This window comes from Cupriavidus sp. C1SS-2L, assembly GCF_057073735.1.
Map to the genome: position 1 here is coordinate 680,925 of NZ_CP172709.1, position 19,311 is coordinate 700,235.

General features: G+C 59.6%; 10 protein-coding genes and 5 rRNA genes. 7 read left to right on the forward strand and 8 right to left on the reverse strand.

The window, feature by feature from the left end:
* The first annotated feature begins 2 nt into the window (after window positions 1-2).
* The 4 genes from ACIGJG_RS20895 to ACIGJG_RS20910 all read left to right on the forward strand — a co-directional run bounded on the left by ACIGJG_RS20895 (window position 3) and on the right by ACIGJG_RS20910 (window position 5,213).
* Window positions 3-1,043 (forward strand): DUF58 domain-containing protein, encoded by a 1,041-nt coding sequence (locus tag ACIGJG_RS20895; RefSeq protein WP_011301674.1) that lies wholly within the window; start codon window positions 3-5, stop codon window positions 1,041-1,043.
* Window positions 1,040-3,070 carry a transglutaminase TgpA family protein gene (locus tag ACIGJG_RS20900; RefSeq protein WP_483673853.1) on the forward strand — a complete coding sequence of 677 codons (2,031 nt, stop codon included), beginning with the start codon at window positions 1,040-1,042 and terminating at the stop codon, window positions 3,068-3,070. The genes ACIGJG_RS20895 and ACIGJG_RS20900 overlap by 4 nt, the downstream gene beginning before the upstream one ends.
* 74 nt (window positions 3,071-3,144) lie before the next feature.
* Window positions 3,145-3,633 (forward strand): MarR family winged helix-turn-helix transcriptional regulator, encoded by a 489-nt coding sequence (locus tag ACIGJG_RS20905; protein WP_041680340.1) that lies wholly within the window; start codon window positions 3,145-3,147, stop codon window positions 3,631-3,633.
* Window positions 3,630-5,213 (forward strand): MFS transporter, encoded by a 1,584-nt coding sequence (locus ACIGJG_RS20910; RefSeq protein ID WP_011301671.1) that lies wholly within the window; start codon window positions 3,630-3,632, stop codon window positions 5,211-5,213. The genes ACIGJG_RS20905 and ACIGJG_RS20910 overlap by 4 nt, the downstream gene beginning before the upstream one ends.
* A 68-nt stretch (window positions 5,214-5,281) precedes the next feature.
* Here the strand turns inward: ACIGJG_RS20910 and ACIGJG_RS20915 are convergent, their stop codons facing one another.
* Both ACIGJG_RS20915 and ACIGJG_RS20920 read right to left on the reverse strand, forming a co-directional pair.
* Window positions 5,282-5,605 carry a hypothetical protein gene (locus ACIGJG_RS20915; protein ID WP_011301670.1) on the reverse strand — a complete coding sequence of 108 codons (324 nt, stop codon included), beginning with the start codon at window positions 5,603-5,605 and terminating at the stop codon, window positions 5,282-5,284.
* Window positions 5,606-5,870: 265 nt separating this feature from the next.
* Entirely contained in the window at window positions 5,871-7,337 is a 1,467-nt protein-coding gene (locus ACIGJG_RS20920) for a DegQ family serine endoprotease (RefSeq protein WP_011301669.1), read from the reverse strand.
* Window positions 7,338-7,510: 173 nt separating this feature from the next.
* Here ACIGJG_RS20920 and ACIGJG_RS20925 point away from each other — a divergent pair, with 173 nt between their 5' ends.
* On the forward strand, window positions 7,511-8,023 hold the full coding sequence (locus ACIGJG_RS20925) for a MarR family winged helix-turn-helix transcriptional regulator (protein WP_140950115.1): 513 nt from the start codon (window positions 7,511-7,513) through the stop codon (window positions 8,021-8,023).
* Between the two features lie 29 nt (window positions 8,024-8,052).
* Window positions 8,053-8,475: an organic hydroperoxide resistance protein gene (locus ACIGJG_RS20930; RefSeq protein WP_011301667.1), complete on the forward strand. Its 423-nt coding sequence runs from the start codon at window positions 8,053-8,055 to the stop codon at window positions 8,473-8,475.
* 53 nt (window positions 8,476-8,528) lie between these two features.
* On the opposite strand, the gene ACIGJG_RS20935 is transcribed toward ACIGJG_RS20930, so the two are convergent.
* From ACIGJG_RS20935 to ACIGJG_RS20950, 4 genes are all read right to left on the reverse strand, one after another.
* Window positions 8,529-8,801 (reverse strand): GIY-YIG nuclease family protein, encoded by a 273-nt coding sequence (locus ACIGJG_RS20935; RefSeq protein ID WP_011301666.1) that lies wholly within the window; start codon window positions 8,799-8,801, stop codon window positions 8,529-8,531.
* 152 nt (window positions 8,802-8,953) lie between these two features.
* A 5S ribosomal RNA gene (rrf, locus tag ACIGJG_RS20940) occupies window positions 8,954-9,066 on the reverse strand.
* Window positions 9,067-9,187: 121 nt separating this feature from the next.
* A 23S ribosomal RNA gene (locus tag ACIGJG_RS20945) occupies window positions 9,188-12,068 on the reverse strand.
* 329 nt (window positions 12,069-12,397) lie between these two features.
* Window positions 12,398-13,931: ribosomal RNA gene (locus tag ACIGJG_RS20950) — 16S ribosomal RNA — on the reverse strand.
* The 16S, 23S and 5S rRNA genes sit together here, the layout of an rRNA operon.
* Window positions 13,932-14,824: 893 nt before the next feature.
* On the opposite strand from ACIGJG_RS20950, the gene ACIGJG_RS20955 reads away from it, so the two are divergent.
* A complete protein-coding gene (locus ACIGJG_RS20955; RefSeq protein WP_011301665.1) occupies window positions 14,825-15,883 on the forward strand; it encodes a methyltransferase in 1,059 nt (352 codons plus the stop codon).
* 101 nt (window positions 15,884-15,984) lie between these two features.
* On the opposite strand, the gene rrf (ACIGJG_RS20960) is transcribed toward ACIGJG_RS20955, so the two are convergent.
* Together rrf (ACIGJG_RS20960) and ACIGJG_RS20965 are read right to left on the reverse strand one after the other, a co-directional pair.
* A 5S ribosomal RNA gene (gene rrf / locus ACIGJG_RS20960) occupies window positions 15,985-16,097 on the reverse strand.
* 121 nt (window positions 16,098-16,218) lie between these two features.
* Window positions 16,219-19,099 (reverse strand): 23S ribosomal RNA (locus ACIGJG_RS20965).
* Window positions 19,100-19,311 lie beyond the last annotated feature (212 nt).

Here is a 19,311-nt window from a genome sequence, read left to right on the forward strand (position 1 = left end):
CCATGCCGCGCGATCCGTCCGCGGCAACCCGCCACGCCGCGCTGCCGCTGGCCGGTGCCTCGCCATACCGGCGGCGCTGGTTCCGGGCTCCGCAAGTCCAGGCGCAGAGCGACGTGCGGCTGGATCGCCGGCGTCTCTACATCCTCCCCACCCGCAGCGGCGTCGGCTTTGCCGTGCTGCTGCTGGCCATGCTGCTGACATCGCTGAACTACAACATCAGCCTCGGCTTCGGGCTCACGTTTCTGCTGGCGGGCATCGGCATGGCGTGTATGTGGCTCGCTTATCGGAACCTGCTGGATGTGTCGGTGACCGCGGACCCGGGCGCTCCCGCGCAGGAAGCGTTCGCCGGGCTGAATGCGGGATTTGCGCTGCGGCTGTCCAATGCCGACGAGCAGGCGCGCATCGGCATCGAGGCGCGCGTCGCGGCCATGCCAGAGGTCGAGACCGCGAGCGTCACGCTCGATGCCGCAAGCAGTGGCACGCTGACGTTGTATGTACCAGCCGCGCGGCGCGGCTGGCTGCGGCTGCCGCGCGTCACGCTGTCGAGCCGGTTTCCGTTCGGCCTGTTCCGGGTCTGGGGCTATGCGGACCTGGGCCTGTCGGTGCTGGTTTTCCCTGCGCCGGAAACCGCCGCGCCGCCACTGCCACCACTGGCTGCCGTGGACAATGGCGACGATGGCACCGCCGGTGGACCGGCCACCGACGGAGGCATCGACCAGCTTCGCAAGTACCGCAGCGGCGACCCGCTGCACCGCATTGCGTGGAAGCACAGCGCGCGCACCGGCCGCTGGATGAGCCGGGCGGGCGAGCCGCCGGCACGGCCGACGCGCTGGCTGGACTGGCATACGCTGCCAGCCAGCATGCCGACCGAAGCGCGCCTGTCCAGGCTATGCGCATGGCTGCTGGCCCTCAGTGACACCACCGAAGTCGGCCTGCGGCTGCCAGGTGTGGAAATCCGGCCCGGACACGGCGCCGGCCACCGCCGCGCCTGCCTGGAAGCGCTGGCACTGTGGCGTGCGCCCGGCCGAGGAGCCCCGACATGAGCACGGCGGCGCGACCCCTTGCGCACCAGGATCACGGCGTCCTGCTCGGACAGCTCGCGCTGGTACTGGCGCCGCAGGCGCGTACGCTGCCGATGGCGGTCAGCCTGCTGCTGCTCGCGCTGCTGTGCTGGCGCTGGCTGCTTTGGCGCAAGCGTGCGCCGCTGCCATCGCGATGGGTAGTTGGCGTGGCCGCCCTGCTGGTGCTGGGAATCGCCGCGGCGCTGATCTGGCAAGACGGCGGCGGCGCCATGCGCGACCTGGCCGTTGCGTTGCTGGGCGCCTTTGTCGTGCTCAAACTCCTCGAATGCCATAGCCTCGCCGATGCCACACTGGTCACGCAGCTCTCGTTCTACCTGTTGCTGACGCTGTACCTGTCCGACCAGCCGTTCTGGCTGGCGTTGTACAGCATGGTGATCGGCGCATGGGTTCTGCGCAACTGGCTGCTGCTCCACCACCCCGAAGCGCGCGGCCGGCTGGCCATCTGGCCGCTGCTGGGGCGCATGGCGCTGATTGGCCTGCCGTGGGCGCTGGCGCTGTTCATCCTGTTCCCACGCCTGGAACATCCGCTGTGGCGCCTGCCGCAATCGACGCCGACGTCGCGAACGGGCCTCAGCGACGTGATGCGCCCGGGCAGCGTCGGGCAGCTCGTACGCTCGCCGGAAGTTGCGCTGCGCGCGGAGGTCGAGGGCGATCCGTTGCCGACCGGTGCGCTCTACTGGCGTGCGCTGGTGCTGTGGCAATTCGACGGATCCGCCTGGCTGCCCGCGCGGCAACGCCAGCAATTCACGATGCCGGCCGCGCCCACGCCGCCCGCTGGTACACCGCGGGCCGGCGGCGTTGACTACACCGTCACGCTGGAACCAAGCCAGCAACAGTGGCTGTTCACGCTGGACCGTGGCGTGGCGATGTCATCGGATGCGAATACCCGTGTCACCGCGGATGGCGAGTATTTCGCGTCGGTGCCAGTCGACCAGCGTATGCGCTACCGGGCCCGCTCCACGCTGGGTCCATCGCCCGAACCACTGTCGGCACGCACGCAGGCACTCGCGCTGAGCCTTCCGCCTGGCAATCCGCGCGCACGCGAGCTGGCTGCGGGCTGGGCGGCCAGCTATGCCGACCCTGCACTGCGCGTGCAAGCCGCGCTGCGACTGTTTGCCTCGGCGCCGTTCGGCTACACGCTGCGGCCGCCCCCACTGGGCACGCAGCAGGTCGACAGCTTCCTGTTCGAGACACATCGCGGCTTCTGCGAACACTATGCAAGCAGCTTCGTCTTCCTGATGCGCGCGGCGGGCGTGCCCGCGCGCGTGGTAACCGGCTACCTGGGCGGCGAGTATAACCCCCTCGGCCGCCACTACATCGTGCGCCAGTCCGACGCCCACGCATGGGCCGAGGTCTGGCTGGAAGGACGCGGCTGGGTGCGTGTCGACCCGACCAGTGCGGTAGCGCCGAGCCGGGTCGAACAAGGGCTCGACGCCGCACTGGATAGTCAGGAATCCGGCGTCTGGTCACCGGGCCGGGACGCCGGCTGGCTGCGCAACGTGCGCTGGGCCTATGACGGGCTGACCTACACGTGGCAGCGGTGGATCCTGCAATACGACCGCGGCCAGCAGGAACGGCTGTTCGGCAAGCACCTGCCCGGCATCAGCCTGGCGCAACTGCTCGCGTTTGGGCTCGCCGCACTGAGTCTGCTGGCACTGCTGCCGCTGTGGCTGCGCCGCCGGCGTATCGATCCGGTGGAAGCTTCTTATGCGCAGGTGTGCCGCATGCTGGCACGCCGTGGCTGCGAGCGCGGCGCGGCCGAAGGCCCCCAGGCATTCGCAGCGCGCGCGGCAGCCCGGTTGCCGCATGCCGCTGCGGCGATCCATGCCTTTATCGCCACCTACATCGGCCTGCGGTATGGCGCCATGCCGGAGGCGCGGCGGCCGCAGGAACTTGCAAGGCTGCGCGCAGGCGCGCGCCGCGTGTCGGCGAGTCTTCGCATAAGGCACGCCGACAACGTCCGGGCTGGCGAAATTCGTCCCGGCTGATATAATTTCGTCTGAAACTATCTCAGATGAAATCATCTGTGCCACTATCCTGCGGCGCGGATGCCTCCCTCGCCATGTCCTTCGAACAACGTATGGATCGCTACTGCGCGGCGCATCCGGATGCCCCGCGCGACCTGATCCTGGCATCCCGGCTGCTACTGCGCACCGCACGCCTGCTGCGTGACCACATCAACCGGAGCCTCGCGCAGTTCGACCTCGACCTGAATCAGTACCTCGTCCTCAGCATGCTTGCCGTCGATGAGGGACAGCCGAGCATGCCTTCCGAACTGAGTGCCACGATCGACGCCACGCGTACGCAGATGACCCGCCTGGTTGACGGCTTGGAGGCTCGCAGCCTGGTGCGCCGGCAGGCTTCTGAACAGGACCGCCGCAGTCTGGAATTGACGCTCACGCCGGCTGGCCGGAGGCTGCTCGAGCGAGCGCTGCCGCTTGTGCATGCGGCCTATGCCGAAGTGTGGGCGCCTGTCGGGGAAAACGCGCTGGCGTCCAGCACGCGCGTGCTGAACCGCCTGCACCAGAGCCTGCTGGCGTTACAGCCATGAGCGTCGGCTCTCGCTGGCAATCGCTCTGGCAGCTGCGCCTGAGCGTGCGCTGGCTGCGGTGGCTCAGCCACCGGCAGCGGCAGACGCTGCTGATGATGCTGCTGGCCCTGGCCACCGGCGTGGAATTCCTCGAGAACATCATGTTCGTGTTCGCGTCGAGCCACATCATGGGCGGTCTCGACGCGGATCCCCGCAGCTTCGCGCTCGCGCAGGCCGCGTACGCCGTGGGCAGCATGCTCATGATCCTGAAGCAGCAATGGCTGTCACGCCGCTTCGGCTACCGCTATTACCTGACCGGTGCGCTGCTGATCTTCATGGCGGGCACGCTGGGCGCCGCGACCAGCCACTCGCTCGCCCAACTGGTCGGAGCCCGCTTCGTGCAGGGTTTTGGCGGCGGCGCGCTATTCACGAGCTGCCGCATCCTGGTCGCGGTGCTGTTCGGACCCGCCGACCGGCCGCGCGCAAGCCGCATCTTTATGACCGGCATTTTCGTGGCAAGCGCGCTGGGGCCTGCATTCGCAGCCGAACTGGTGGACCACGGCGTCTGGCAGGACGTGTTCTACGGTGCCCTTCCTTTCGCCGCGCTGGCCGCGCTTGGCGCGTGGGTGCTGCTGCCCGATGCGGAGCCGCGCCGCCCGGCACCGAGCCCCGGGCTCGGGCCGCTGCTGCTGTTCGGCGCTGCGGTAGTCACGCTTCAGGCGGCACTGACCGAAGCGCGCTTCGACATTTTTTCGCATCCGCTCCGGCTGGCGCTGATCGCGGCCGCAGGCCTCGGTCTGCTTGCCGTGTTCCTCTGGCACCAGTGGCACCACGAGACCCCGGTGCTGCATCTGCGCGCGCTGCGCAATCCGATCTACCTGGCCGGGATCGGCATGTACTTCGTGTACTACATGATCAACAACCTCAGCGCCTACGTGTTTCCGATCTACGCGGAGCAGGCACTGCGGATTCCGCTGGCCACCACGGGCTGGCTCAACACCTTTGCCGCGATCGTCAGCCTTGTCGGGGTCATCATCTACCTGCGCTACGGCTCGAGGCTGACCCGCAAGAAGCCGCTGATGGTGACCGGCCTGATGATGATGGCCGCCACGGCCTGGTGGTTTTCGCGCATGCCGCCGGACGCAGGGCCGCCCGCGCTTGCTTGGGGTCTGGTCGGCAAGGGCCTGTTTGGCGTGATGGTGATCATCCCGATCGCCGGGCTGACGTTCCGCTCACTGAGCGGCGAGGAATTCGCGCATGGCTACCGCAGCAAGAACCTGATGCGCCAGATCGCCAGCTCGTTTGCTTCGGCCATCGGGGCAGTGCTGCTGCAGAACCGGCAGTTTGCCGTGCATGACAGTCTCGTGCACGCGCTCGGGCAACGGGTCGCGGAAACCCAGCTCTGGATGCAGTCGGTGCAGGCGGCGTTGGCCGCTCGTGGCTTTGATGAAGCGCAGGCTCGCCATGGCGCGATGGCGCAGCTTGCCGGGCTGGTCGAACAACAGGCCCGTCTGATTGCTTGCGAGGATATCTACCGTCTGATTGCGGTGCTGGCGCTGACCGCTGCGGTGTACATGCTGCTGCAGCGCCGCCTGGACTAAGGCGCTACGTGTGTGGGTGCCATCGATCGGGGCACCGGGCGGGAAATCAGAACAGCGTCAGAACGTCATCAAAACAGCGAAAGCTGGCGCATGCCAAAGCCGACCGTCTCTTCCACGCGCGCGCGCGCATGGACCAGCGATCCTTCCGCGCCGGAGTAGTTGCCCGCGGCCCAGTGGTACACCACCGGCACGTCGCCACGGTCGGACAGGCGGACTTCTCCCAGCTTCTCGCCGCGCTCGTTGCGGTAGAAGTGCGAACGGTAGCCGCGCTCCCAGTGCGGAGGCGCTTCCTTTTTGCGCCGCCGGGGGCTCGGCGCAGACTGAGCGGTGGGCGCAACGCGCCGCGCTCTCTCAGGACCCGGAGTAATGGCTCGGGTGAAATCCAACTGCATAGACTTCCTTGTTCTATCGATTCAGCAAGAACCAGGGTCGGCGGGCCGTGCCGCCGCATGCTTCATGCATCGCAGTCGAGATCATACCTGCTGGCGCGGTTTCTGTAAGCCCTTCCTTGCGCGGAAACCCGCTTGCCGCAAGGCTTCGCGGGCCGTATACCGGCTTCGTATACGGCCCGTATACGCTTCGTATACGCCGCCGTTTACCCCCCTGCATACGACCCGCGAACGCCCCCAAAGCCTTATCGGTAAACGCTTGCAGCGATCAGCCGAGGTCGAGCGGAATGAAGATGCGCGCCTCATCGCGCTGCACCAGGAGTGCCACCTGCTTGCCGGATTTGGCAACCAGAGCGCGCAGTTGGTCGGCCGACGTAATCGGCGTGCCGTTGAGCGACAGGATCACGTCGCCCGGCTGGATGCCCACGCGCGCAGCCGGGCCGGCGACATCCTCCACCACGAGTCCGCCATCGATCCCGCTTTCGCGCCGTTCCGAAGGCGTCAGCGAGCGGACGGCCAGGCCCAGCCGTCCGCCGGCCTGACTGTCGTTACCCTTCTGCGCGACCGATTCCTCCTTGGCGGCGCCCACCTTCACCGCGAGCGTCATCGGCTGGCCCTTGCGGATGATCTTCAGCGTGGTCTGCGTGCCCGGCTTGATATCGGCAACGTGCTCAGGCAAGTCTCCGGAGTGGTCGATCACGTCGTCGTCGAGTTGCACGATGACATCGCCAGGCTTTACGCCCGCCTTGGCAGCGGGGCTGTCAGCCTCGACCGAATTCACGAGCGCACCCGACGGCTTGGGCAGGCCGAACGACTGCGCGAGCGCTTGGTTGACTTCCTGCACCGAGATGCCTAGACGGCCGCGCGTGACCTTGCCGTGCGCCACGAGCTGCTGTTCGACCTTGGTCGCGACGTTGATCGGAATTGCGAACGACAACCCCTGGTAGCCGCCGGTCTGGCTGTAGATCTGCGAATTGATGCCGATCACCTCGCCGCGCTGGTTGAACAAGGGGCCTCCGGAATTGCCAGGGTTCACGGCCACGTCGGTCTGGATGAACGGCACATAGGTGTCGTCAGGCAGTGAGCGCGACTTGGCGCTGACGATACCGGCGGTCACCGTGTTCTCGAATCCGTAAGGCGAGCCGATGGCCAGTACGGGCTCACCAACCTTCACGCGTGCCGGGTCGCCGAGCCGGACCGTGGGCAGGTCTTTGGCATCGATGCGGATCACGGCCACGTCGGTCTGCGGGTCCGTGCCCAGCACCTTGGCCTTGAACTCGCGCCGGTCGGTCAGCTTCACAGTGACCTCCTGCGCGCCATCCACGACGTGCGCGTTGGTCAGGATCAGACCATCCGGGCTCACGATAAAGCCGGAACCCAGGCCCTTGACCAGTTGCTGACCGCTCTGCGGCCCCTGGAACTGGGGCCCAAAACGCTTGAAGAACTGGAACAGCGGATCGTCGGGGTCCATGCCGGACGGTGCCTGCATAGCGGTGCGCTGCGCACGCGCGGTCACGCTGATATTGACCACGGCTGGGCCATACTGGTCGACGATGCCGGAGAAATCCATCGGCGTCGCCACCGCAGCGGCTTGCGCGGGTGCGGCCGAGACCGCCGGCGCGGATGCGGCGTACCCCGGCGTTATGACTTCCTTCTGCAGGTAGGCATAGCCTCCACCAATGGCGGCGAGTGCAGCAATGCCAATGGCGGTACGTGCAATGGTCTGGCGAATCATGGAATCTCCTTTCCCCGATCTGTTCCTGCGCCGTTGCCGATAGCGGCGTGGCGCGACACGGTAGATGCTAAACAGCAAGACTTAAGACAGCCTTAAAGGGCGAAGTTACGTATTCGCTACTTCGAAAAAAGACTTCAAATTTATCTTGCACACAATTTAATTGTGTCTAATATATGTGCATGGACGACACGAACACGCAAGCCAAGCAGAACCTGCTGTTGCTGGACCGGCAGCTGTGCTTTGCCCTGTACTCGACTTCGCTGGCGATGACCAAGGTCTACAAGCCGATGCTGGATGAGCTTGGACTCACTTATCCGCAATATCTGGTCATGCTGGTGCTGTGGGAGCACGAAGGACTGACGGTATCCGAACTGGGCAACCGCCTGGCGCTGGATTCGGGGACGCTGACGCCATTGCTGAAGCGGCTCGAAGGCGCCGGACTGGTCAGTCGCAGGCGCGACGCCGGAGATGAACGCCGTGTGCTGGTCGCCCTGACCGATGCCGGCCGCAAGTTGCGGCAGTCAGCGGTCGGCATTCCGGAAAGATTGCTGTGCGCGACGCAGTGCCCGCTCGACGAGATACAGGCACTGACGGAGCGCCTGCATGCATTGCGGTCGACGCTCGAACAAGCGCGAACGATTTCTGGGCTACCGCATGAGGATGAAGCGGTCGCTCACATGCCCTGATGATGGGCTACATTACCTCTGGAGCTTTCATGAAACTCGAAAAAGTCCTCTACACCGCCCATGCCACTGCCACCGGTGGCCGCGATGGCCGCGCTGTGACGTCCGACGGGCAACTCGACGCCAAGCTGGCGCTGCCGAAAGAGATGGGGGGTAAAGGTGACGGCCTGAATCCCGAGCAACTGTTCGCCGCGGGCTACTCGGCCTGCTTCATTGGCGCCATGCGGCATGTCGCGGCCCAACAGAAAATCGTGCTGCCGGCGGATACGTCGATTGAAGGATCGGTTGGCATTGGTCCGATTCCGCAAGGTTTTGGCATTCAGGCCGAACTGAAGATCTCGGTTCCGGGCTTTGAGCGCGAGGCAGTGGAAAAGCTGGTTGAGCAGGCACACCAGGTTTGCCCGTACTCGAATGCGACGCGCGGCAATATCGAAGTGACCTTGACGGTCGTCTGATAGACCGGCATCGAAACGGAAAGGCGCACGCTGCGGCGTGCGCCTTTTTCATTTCATGTTTCGGGCTGCTCAAGTTTCGCGCAAAATGCGATCTTCTGCGCCGAACTCATACGCTTCGTCGCCAATTCGGCTTTCAGCGCTTCGGACTTCGAGGGAAAGGCGACCTGGCCGAGCACACGCAAGGGCTTGCGCGACCGGGTGTACTTCGCACCTTTTCCGGCTTGGTGCTGCGCGAAGCGTCGCGCCACATCGGTAGTAATGCCGGTGTAGATTGAACCGCCCGTGCATTCGAGCAGATAGAGATACCACTGGCGCTCAACGGACATGCAATCCTGACACTTGAAAACGATCAGGCGATGTTAAAGCGTGAGTGCCGGCCGCGAAAGTGGGTGTCGCGGGATTATTGGAATGTCCGCGCGCAGCCACAAAAGACAAAACCCCTCGCAGCACACGCTGTCGAGGGGTTTTGGGTATAAGAGCCTGGCGATGACCTACTTTCACACGGGTATCCGCACTATCATCGGCGCGGAGCTGTTTCACGGACCTGTTCGGGATGGGAAGGGGTGGTTCCAGCTCGCTATGGTCACCAGGCATGAGGGGTTGTGAGGCTGACGCGGTCAACCTCACCAATTCGGGATGTAGTTTTGTAGCGTTGGGTTGTGCTGTATCGGCACAAGGCGATTGACTCACCAGGCTAAAACACACTGGTTATAGGATCAAGCCTTACGGGCAATTAGTACTGGTTAGCTTAACGCATTACTGCGCTTCCACACCCAGCCTATCAACGTCCTGGTCTCGAACGACCCTTCAAGGAGGTCAAGCCTCCAGGGAATCCTCATCTTCAGGCGAGTTTCCCGCTTAGATGCTTTCAGCGGTTATCTCTTCCGTACATAGCTACCCTGCGATGCCTCTGGCGAGACAACAGGTACACCAGCGGTACGTCCACTCCGGTCCTCTCGTACTAGGAGCAGCCCCCGTCAAGATTCCAACGCCCACGGCAGATAGGGACCAAACTGTCTCACGACGTTTTAAACCCAGCTCACGTACCTCTTTAAATGGCGAACAGCCATACCCTTGGGACCGGCTACAGCCCCAGGATGAGATGAGCCGACATCGAGGTGCCAAACACCGCCGTCGATATGAACTCTTGGGCGGTATCAGCCTGTTATCCCCAGAGTACCTTTTATCCGTTGAGCGATGGCCCTTCCATTCAGAACCACCGGATCACTATGTCCTGCTTTCGCACCTGCTCGACTTGTCGGTCTCGCAGTTAAGCACGCTTTTGCCATTGCACTTTAGGTACGATGTCCGACCGTACCAAGCGTACCTTCGAACTCCTCCGTTACACTTTGGGAGGAGACCGCCCCAGTCAAACTGCCTACCATGCACTGTCCCCGACCCGGATTCACGGGCCAAGGTTAGAACCTCAAACAAACCAGGGTGGTATTTCAAGGACGGCTCCACGTGAACTAGCGTCCACGCTTCAAAGCCTCCCACCTATCCTACACAGATCGGTTCAAAGTCCAATGCAAAGCTACAGTAAAGGTTCATGGGGTCTTTCCGTCTAGCCGCGGGGAGATTGCATCATCACAAACACTTCAACTTCGCTGAGTCTCGGGAGGAGACAGTGTGGCCATCGTTACGCCATTCGTGCAGGTCGGAACTTACCCGACAAGGAATTTCGCTACCTTAGGACCGTTATAGTTACGGCCGCCGTTTACCGGGACTTCAATCAAGAGCTTGCACCCCATCATTTAATCTTCCGGCACCGGGCAGGCGTCACACCCTATACGTCCACTTTCGTGTTTGCAGAGTGCTGTGTTTTTATTAAACAGTCGCAGCCACCATTTTATTGCAACCCCTTCACCCTTCTGGCGCAGGCCAGTCAAGCTACCAGGGCGTACCTTATCCCGAAGTTACGGTACCAATTTGCCGAGTTCCTTCTCCCGAGTTCTCTCAAGCGCCTTAGAATACTCATCTCGCCCACCTGTGTCGGTTTGCGGTACGGTCTCGTATGACTGAAGCTTAGAGGCTTTTCTTGGAACCACTTCCAATTGCTTCGCGAGCCTAGCTCACTCGCCCCACAGCCTTGAATTACGCGCCCGGATTTGCCTAAGCGCCTTCTCCACTGCAGGGACCGGGACTTCCAACACCCGGACAACCTTCCGCGATCCGTCCCCCCATCGCATCATACGACGGTGCAGGAATATTAACCTGCTTCCCATCAGCTACGCATCTCTGCCTCGCCTTAGGGGCCGACTCACCCTACGCCGATGAACGTTGCGTAGGAAACCTTGGGCTTACGGCGAGGGGGCCTTTCACCCCCTTTATCGCTACTCATGTCAGCATTCGCACTTCCGATACCTCCAGCATCCTTTACAAGACACCTTCACAGGCTTACGGAACGCTCTCCTACCACGCACATTACTGTGCGTCCGCAGCTTCGGTATATGGCTTAGCCCCGTTACATCTTCCGCGCAGGACGACTCGATCAGTGAGCTATTACGCTTTCTTTAAAGGGTGGCTGCTTCTAAGCCAACCTCCTGACTGTTTTAGCCTTCCCACTTCGTTTCCCACTTAGCCATATTTGGGGACCTTAGCTGGCGGTCTGGGTTGTTTCCCTCTTGACACCGGACGTTAGCACCCGATGTCTGTCTCCCGTGATTGCACTCTTCGGTATTCGGAGTTTGCTATGGCGGGGTAATCAGCAATAGACCCCCCAACCATGACAGTGCTCTACCCCCGAAGGTGACACACGAGGCACTACCTAAATAGTTTTCGGAGAGAACCAGCTATTTCCAGATTTGTTTAGCCTTTCACCCCTATCCACAGCTCATCCCCTAACTTTTCAACGTTAGTGGGTTCGGTCCTCCAGTACGTGTTACCGCACCTTCAACCTGGCCATGGATAGATCATCTGGTTTCGGGTCTACACCCAGCGACTAATCGCCCTGTTCGGACTCGCTTTCGCTACGCCTGCCCTAATCGGTTAAGCTCGCCACTGAATGTAAGTCGCTGACCCATTATACAAAAGGTACGCCGTCACCCCTTACGAGGCTCCGACTGTTTGTATGCATGCGGTTTCAGGATCTATTTCACTCCCCTCCCGGGGTTCTTTTCGCCTTTCCCTCACGGTACTGGTTCACTATCGGTCGATCACGAGTATTTAGCCTTGGAGGATGGTCCCCCCATCTTCAGACAGGATTTCACGTGTCCCGCCCTACTTGTCGTACACCTAGTTCCACAACGCTGTTTTCGCATACAGGGCTATCACCTGCTACGGCCGGGCTTTCCATCCCGTTCTGCTAACAACACTGCTAAAGAGTACAAGGCTCTTCCCATTTCGTTCGCCACTACTTTGGGAATCTCGGTTGATTTCTGTTCCTGCAGCTACTTAGATGTTTCAGTTCGCCGCGTTCGCTTCCCTGACCTATGTATTCAGTCAGGGATGACCCATTCGGGCCGGGTTTCCCCATTCGGACATCTCCGGATCAAAGCTCGTTTGCCAGCTCCCCGAAGCTTTTCGCAGGCTACCGCGTCCTTCATCGCCTGTGATCGCCAAGGCATCCACCACATGCACTTGTTCGCTTGACCCTATAACAAGTGTGTCTCAAGGACACCGTCTCGCTACAGGTTGAGTTCTCGCATTTGTGCCGTATTCCAAGTCATCTTTCGATCACTTAAATACTTTGGTTGATACAATCACAACCCGGTATCGCGTTATACAACTGAGCGTCTCATCAACGCTCGCGCGACACCTTTACTACATCCCATATTGTTAAAGAACAGCCGATCTTGCGATCGCTTGGCAAATGCCAAAGGCAAGCGCTCAATGCTAAGCGCTTGCCTTTGGCCAACCATTCTGGCTGCAACAACAAACAAACCGATAAGTGTGAACGCTTGACTTGGGATGCACACTCTGGAAAGGAGGTGATCCAGCCGCACCTTCCGATACGGCTACCTTGTTACGACTTCACCCCAGTCATGAACCCTGCCGTGGTAATCGCCCTCCTTGCGGTTAGGCTAACTACTTCTGGCAAAACCCACTCCCATGGTGTGACGGGCGGTGTGTACAAGACCCGGGAACGTATTCACCGCGGCATGCTGATCCGCGATTACTAGCGATTCCAGCTTCACGTAGTCGAGTTGCAGACTACGATCCGGACTACGATGCGTTTTCTGGGATTGGCTCCCCCTCGCGGGTTGGCAACCCTCTGTACGCACCATTGTATGACGTGTGAAGCCCTACCCATAAGGGCCATGAGGACTTGACGTCATCCCCACCTTCCTCCGGTTTGTCACCGGCAGTCTCTCTAGAGTGCCCTTTCGTAGCAACTAGAGACAAGGGTTGCGCTCGTTGCGGGACTTAACCCAACATCTCACGACACGAGCTGACGACAGCCATGCAGCACCTGTGTCCACTTTCCCTTTCGGGCACCTAATGCATCTCTGCTTCGTTAGTGGCATGTCAAGGGTAGGTAAGGTTTTTCGCGTTGCATCGAATTAATCCACATCATCCACCGCTTGTGCGGGTCCCCGTCAATTCCTTTGAGTTTTAATCTTGCGACCGTACTCCCCAGGCGGTCAACTTCACGCGTTAGCTACGTTACTGAAGAAATGAATCCCCAACAACTAGTTGACATCGTTTAGGGCGTGGACTACCAGGGTATCTAATCCTGTTTGCTCCCCACGCTTTCGTGCATGAGCGTCAGTCATGTCCCAGGGGGCTGCCTTCGCCATCGGTATTCCTCCACATCTCTACGCATTTCACTGCTACACGTGGAATTCTACCCCCCTCTGACACACTCTAGCCTTGCAGTCACAAGCGCCATTCCCAGGTTAAGCCCGGGGATTTCACGCCTGTCTTACAAAACCGCCTGCGCACGCTTTACGCCCAGTAATTCCGATTAACGCTCGCACCCTACGTATTACCGCGGCTGCTGGCACGTAGTTAGCCGGTGCTTATTCTTCCGGTACCGTCATCCCCCCACCGTATTAGGGCAAGGGTTTTCTTTCCGGACAAAAGTGCTTTACAACCCGAAGGCCTTCTTCACACACGCGGCATTGCTGGATCAGGGTTGCCCCCATTGTCCAAAATTCCCCACTGCTGCCTCCCGTAGGAGTCTGGGCCGTGTCTCAGTCCCAGTGTGGCTGATCGTCCTCTCAGACCAGCTACTGATCGTCGCCTTGGTGGGCTCTTACCCCACCAACTAGCTAATCAGACATCGGCCGCTCCTATCGCGCGAGGCCGTTACCGGTCCCCCGCTTTCACCCTCAGGTCGTATGCGGTATTAGCTAATCTTTCGACTAGTTATCCCCCACGACAGGGCACGTTCCGATGTATTACTCACCCGTTCGCCACTCGCCACCAGGGTTGCCCCCGTGCTGCCGTTCGACTTGCATGTGTAAGGCATGCCGCCAGCGTTCAATCTGAGCCAGGATCAAACTCTTCAGTTCAATCTCTGTGTGGTGCCGAAGCACCTCGCTCTTTCGAGCGGTCGCTCACTCTCAGAAAACTGACTGACCAGATCCGTAGACCCAGTCACGTTTTGCTGTGCGAGCACTGATAACTTTTGAGCTAAAAGACCGAAGTCTTTCGCATCCAGTATCAAGCGCCCACACTTATCGGTTGTTTGATTGTTAAAGAAGCCACCCTTTCGGGTTACGCTCACCGGCTTTGCCGTTTGCGTTGCTGCGTCAGCAGCAGAGAAACAAGACTTTAAAGTATTTTCGACGATTAATCAAGCATTTTCGCGAAATTTCTTTTTTCCTGAACTGCTCCGCTCTTTTGAGTGATTAATCCCGGAAAGTCTTTTTCCTACCCCGTTTCGCAGTACTCTTGCGAACGAGGGAGCGAATACTAATGCCTCGATGGCAGGAATGCAAGTCTTTATTGGAAAAAGGACCGGGGATGGCTTTTTGAGCACCCCTCCCTCGACGCAGCCTACGGCTTCATGAACAGCGGGATCAGCGGGATCAGCGGGATCAGCGGGATCAGCGGGATCAGCGGCCCAATCCTCTCCTCAATCCGTTGAGCACGTAAAGTTCGCAGCGATTCGGCGCCGGCATGCTCTGACTTCCCCGAGCAGATCACTGAGCCTGGTATCGCCTGCGGCGTCGGCCGCCGACACAAGCGGCGTATCGGAAATAAATGCCATGATGTCCTGCAAGGTGATGAGAAGTTATCGGCGCGAAGCGCGATCCCAGGGCAGGCGCAGTAAGTTCCTCGTTCGGGCGCAGCGATACCTGCGGCAAGGGCTGGACTTCGCTTTATGCGCTGTCTACGCTAAGCATCAAAATCCCGTCGCCCATGGCATCCGGGATGTCTCCACAATTGCGGGAGAGCGTAGATGCAGAATACGTCAGGCTTGGCGCCGCGCGACGCGGGCGCGGACACGGACCATCCCGAACTCACCCCGGATCGCCTGCTGCAGCTTGGCATGGGATTCTGGGCATCCAAGACCATGCTGTCCGCCGTCGAACTAGGCGTGTTCACTCGCCTGGCGGCGGGCCCTCTCGGCGCCGCGGAACTCATTTCGGCGCTTGGACTGCATCGCCGATCGGCGCTTGATTTTCTCGACGCGCTGGTCGCACTGAAGCTGCTGGAACGCGAACAGGGGAAATATCGCAACACACCCGACACCGCTCTATTTCTGGATGCGGCGAAACCCAGCTACGTGGGCGACTTGCTGGAAATGGCCAACACCCGGTTGTATCCGTTCTGGGGCTCATTGACCGAAGCGCTTCGGACCGGGCAACCTCAGAATGAGGCCAAGCGCGGCGGCAACCTGTTCGAAGCCGTTTACCACGATGAACATGCGTTGCGGCGCTTCTTGCGGGCGATGACCGGTGTCAGCCTGGGCGCGGCCAAGGCAATGGCGCAGAAATTCCCTTGGCAGAACTACAGCACATTCATCGACATCGGCACAGCGCAGGGAGCATTGCCCGTGCAGATAGCACTGGCGCATCCCCACTTGCGCGGCGGCGGCTTCGATTTGCCTGCCGTGGGTCCAGTGTTTGAAGAATACGTGGTCTCGCACGGCTTGCAGGAACGGTTGCGCTTCCAGCCTGGCGATTTCTTCAAAGACCCATGCCCGACGGCGGATGTGCTCGTGATGGGACACATCCTCCACGACTGGGACCTCGGGCAGAAGCTCGAACTTTTGAAGAAATGCCACGCGGCGTTGCCTGACGAGGGCTGTCTGATCGTCTACGACGCGGTAATCGACGACGAGCGCAGGCAGAACGCATTCGGGCTTCTGATGAGCCTGAATATGCTGATCGAAACGCCCGGCGGCTTCGACTACACCGGGGCGCAATGCTGCGCCTGGATGAAGGAGGCGGGCTTCACGCAGGTACGCGTCGAGCCGCTGGCCGGGCCGGATTCAATGGTGATTGGCATCAGGTAGGCGCCCTGATTCAAAGCGCTTCCGTACTCGCCTTGGTTTTCGACGCTCCAAAAGCAAAAACCCCTCAGCTCGAGGGAGCTGAGGGGTTCTGCATTATAAGAGCCTGGCGATGACCTACTTTCACACGGGTATCCGCACTATCATCGGCGCGGAGCTGTTTCACGGACCTGTTCGGGATGGGAAGGGGTGGTTCCAGCTCGCTATGGTCACCAGGCATGAGGGGTTGTGAGGCTGACGCGGTCAACCTCACCAATTCGGGATGTAGTTTTGTAGCGTTGGGTTGTGCTGTATCGGCACAAGGCGATTGACTCACCAGGCTAAAACACACTGGTTATAGGATCAAGCCTTACGGGCAATTAGTACTGGTTAGCTTAACGCATTACTGCGCTTCCACACCCAGCCTATCAACGTCCTGGTCTCGAACGACCCTTCAAGGAGGTCAAGCCTCCAGGGAATCCTCATCTTCAGGCGAGTTTCCCGCTTAGATGCTTTCAGCGGTTATCTCTTCCGTACATAGCTACCCTGCGATGCCTCTGGCGAGACAACAGGTACACCAGCGGTACGTCCACTCCGGTCCTCTCGTACTAGGAGCAGCCCCCGTCAAGATTCCAACGCCCACGGCAGATAGGGACCAAACTGTCTCACGACGTTTTAAACCCAGCTCACGTACCTCTTTAAATGGCGAACAGCCATACCCTTGGGACCGGCTACAGCCCCAGGATGAGATGAGCCGACATCGAGGTGCCAAACACCGCCGTCGATATGAACTCTTGGGCGGTATCAGCCTGTTATCCCCAGAGTACCTTTTATCCGTTGAGCGATGGCCCTTCCATTCAGAACCACCGGATCACTATGTCCTGCTTTCGCACCTGCTCGACTTGTCGGTCTCGCAGTTAAGCACGCTTTTGCCATTGCACTTTAGGTACGATGTCCGACCGTACCAAGCGTACCTTCGAACTCCTCCGTTACACTTTGGGAGGAGACCGCCCCAGTCAAACTGCCTACCATGCACTGTCCCCGACCCGGATTCACGGGCCAAGGTTAGAACCTCAAACAAACCAGGGTGGTATTTCAAGGACGGCTCCACGTGAACTAGCGTCCACGCTTCAAAGCCTCCCACCTATCCTACACAGATCGGTTCAAAGTCCAATGCAAAGCTACAGTAAAGGTTCATGGGGTCTTTCCGTCTAGCCGCGGGGAGATTGCATCATCACAAACACTTCAACTTCGCTGAGTCTCGGGAGGAGACAGTGTGGCCATCGTTACGCCATTCGTGCAGGTCGGAACTTACCCGACAAGGAATTTCGCTACCTTAGGACCGTTATAGTTACGGCCGCCGTTTACCGGGACTTCAATCAAGAGCTTGCACCCCATCATTTAATCTTCCGGCACCGGGCAGGCGTCACACCCTATACGTCCACTTTCGTGTTTGCAGAGTGCTGTGTTTTTATTAAACAGTCGCAGCCACCATTTTATTGCAACCCCTTCACCCTTCTGGCGCAGGCCAGTCAAGCTACCAGGGCGTACCTTATCCCGAAGTTACGGTACCAATTTGCCGAGTTCCTTCTCCCGAGTTCTCTCAAGCGCCTTAGAATACTCATCTCGCCCACCTGTGTCGGTTTGCGGTACGGTCTCGTATGACTGAAGCTTAGAGGCTTTTCTTGGAACCACTTCCAATTGCTTCGCGAGCCTAGCTCACTCGCCCCACAGCCTTGAATTACGCGCCCGGATTTGCCTAAGCGCCTTCTCCACTGCAGGGACCGGGACTTCCAACACCCGGACAACCTTCCGCGATCCGTCCCCCCATCGCATCATACGACGGTGCAGGAATATTAACCTGCTTCCCATCAGCTACGCATCTCTGCCTCGCCTTAGGGGCCGACTCACCCTACGCCGATGAACGTTGCGTAGGAAACCTTGGGCTTACGGCGAGGGGGCCTTTCACCCCCTTTATCGCTACTCATGTCAGCATTCGCACTTCCGATACCTCCAGCATCCTTTACAAGACACCTTCACAGGCTTACGGAACGCTCTCCTACCACGCACATTACTGTGCGTCCGCAGCTTCGGTATATGGCTTAGCCCCGTTACATCTTCCGCGCAGGACGACTCGATCAGTGAGCTATTACGCTTTCTTTAAAGGGTGGCTGCTTCTAAGCCAACCTCCTGACTGTTTTAGCCTTCCCACTTCGTTTCCCACTTAGCCATATTTGGGGACCTTAGCTGGCGGTCTGGGTTGTTTCCCTCTTGACACCGGACGTTAGCACCCGATGTCTGTCTCCCGTGATTGCACTCTTCGGTATTCGGAGTTTGCTATGGCGGGGTAATCAGCAATAGACCCCCCAACCATGACAGTGCTCTACCCCCGAAGGTGACACACGAGGCACTACCTAAATAGTTTTCGGAGAGAACCAGCTATTTCCAGATTTGTTTAGCCTTTCACCCCTATCCACAGCTCATCCCCTAACTTTTCAACGTTAGTGGGTTCGGTCCTCCAGTACGTGTTACCGCACCTTCAACCTGGCCATGGATAGATCATCTGGTTTCGGGTCTACACCCAGCGACTAATCGCCCTGTTCGGACTCGCTTTCGCTACGCCTGCCCTAATCGGTTAAGCTCGCCACTGAATGTAAGTCGCTGACCCATTATACAAAAGGTACGCCGTCACCCCTTACGAGGCTCCGACTGTTTGTATGCATGCGGTTTCAGGATCTATTTCACTCCCCTCCCGGGGTTCTTTTCGCCTTTCCCTCACGGTACTGGTTCACTATCGGTCGATCACGAGTATTTAGCCTTGGAGGATGGTCCCCCCATCTTCAGACAGGATTTCACGTGTCCCGCCCTACTTGTCGTACACCTAGTTCCACAACGCTGTTTTCGCATACAGGGCTATCACCTGCTACGGCCGGGCTTTCCATCCCGTTCTGCTAACAACACTGCTAAAGAGTACAAGGCTCTTCCCATTTCGTTCGCCACTACTTTGGGAATCTCGGTTGATTTCTGTTCCTGCAGCTACTTAGATGTTTCAGTTCGCCGCGTTCGCTTCCCACACCTATGAATTCAGTGTGGGATGACCCATTCGGGCCGGGTTTCCCCATTCGGACATCTCCGGATCAAAGCTCGTTTGCCAGCTCCCCGAAGCTTTTCGCAGGCTACCGCGTCCTTCATCGCCTGTGATCGCCAAGGCATCCACCACATGCACTTGTTCGCTTGACCCTATAACAAGTGTGTCTCAAGGACACCGTCTCGCTACAGGTTGAGTTCTCGCATTTGTGCCGTATTCCAAGTCATCTTTCGATCACTTAAATACTTTGGTTGATACAATCACAACCCGGTATCGCGTTATACAACTGAGCGTCTCATCAACGCTCGCGCGACACCTTTACTACATCCCATATTGTTAAAGAACAGCCGATCTTGCGATCGCT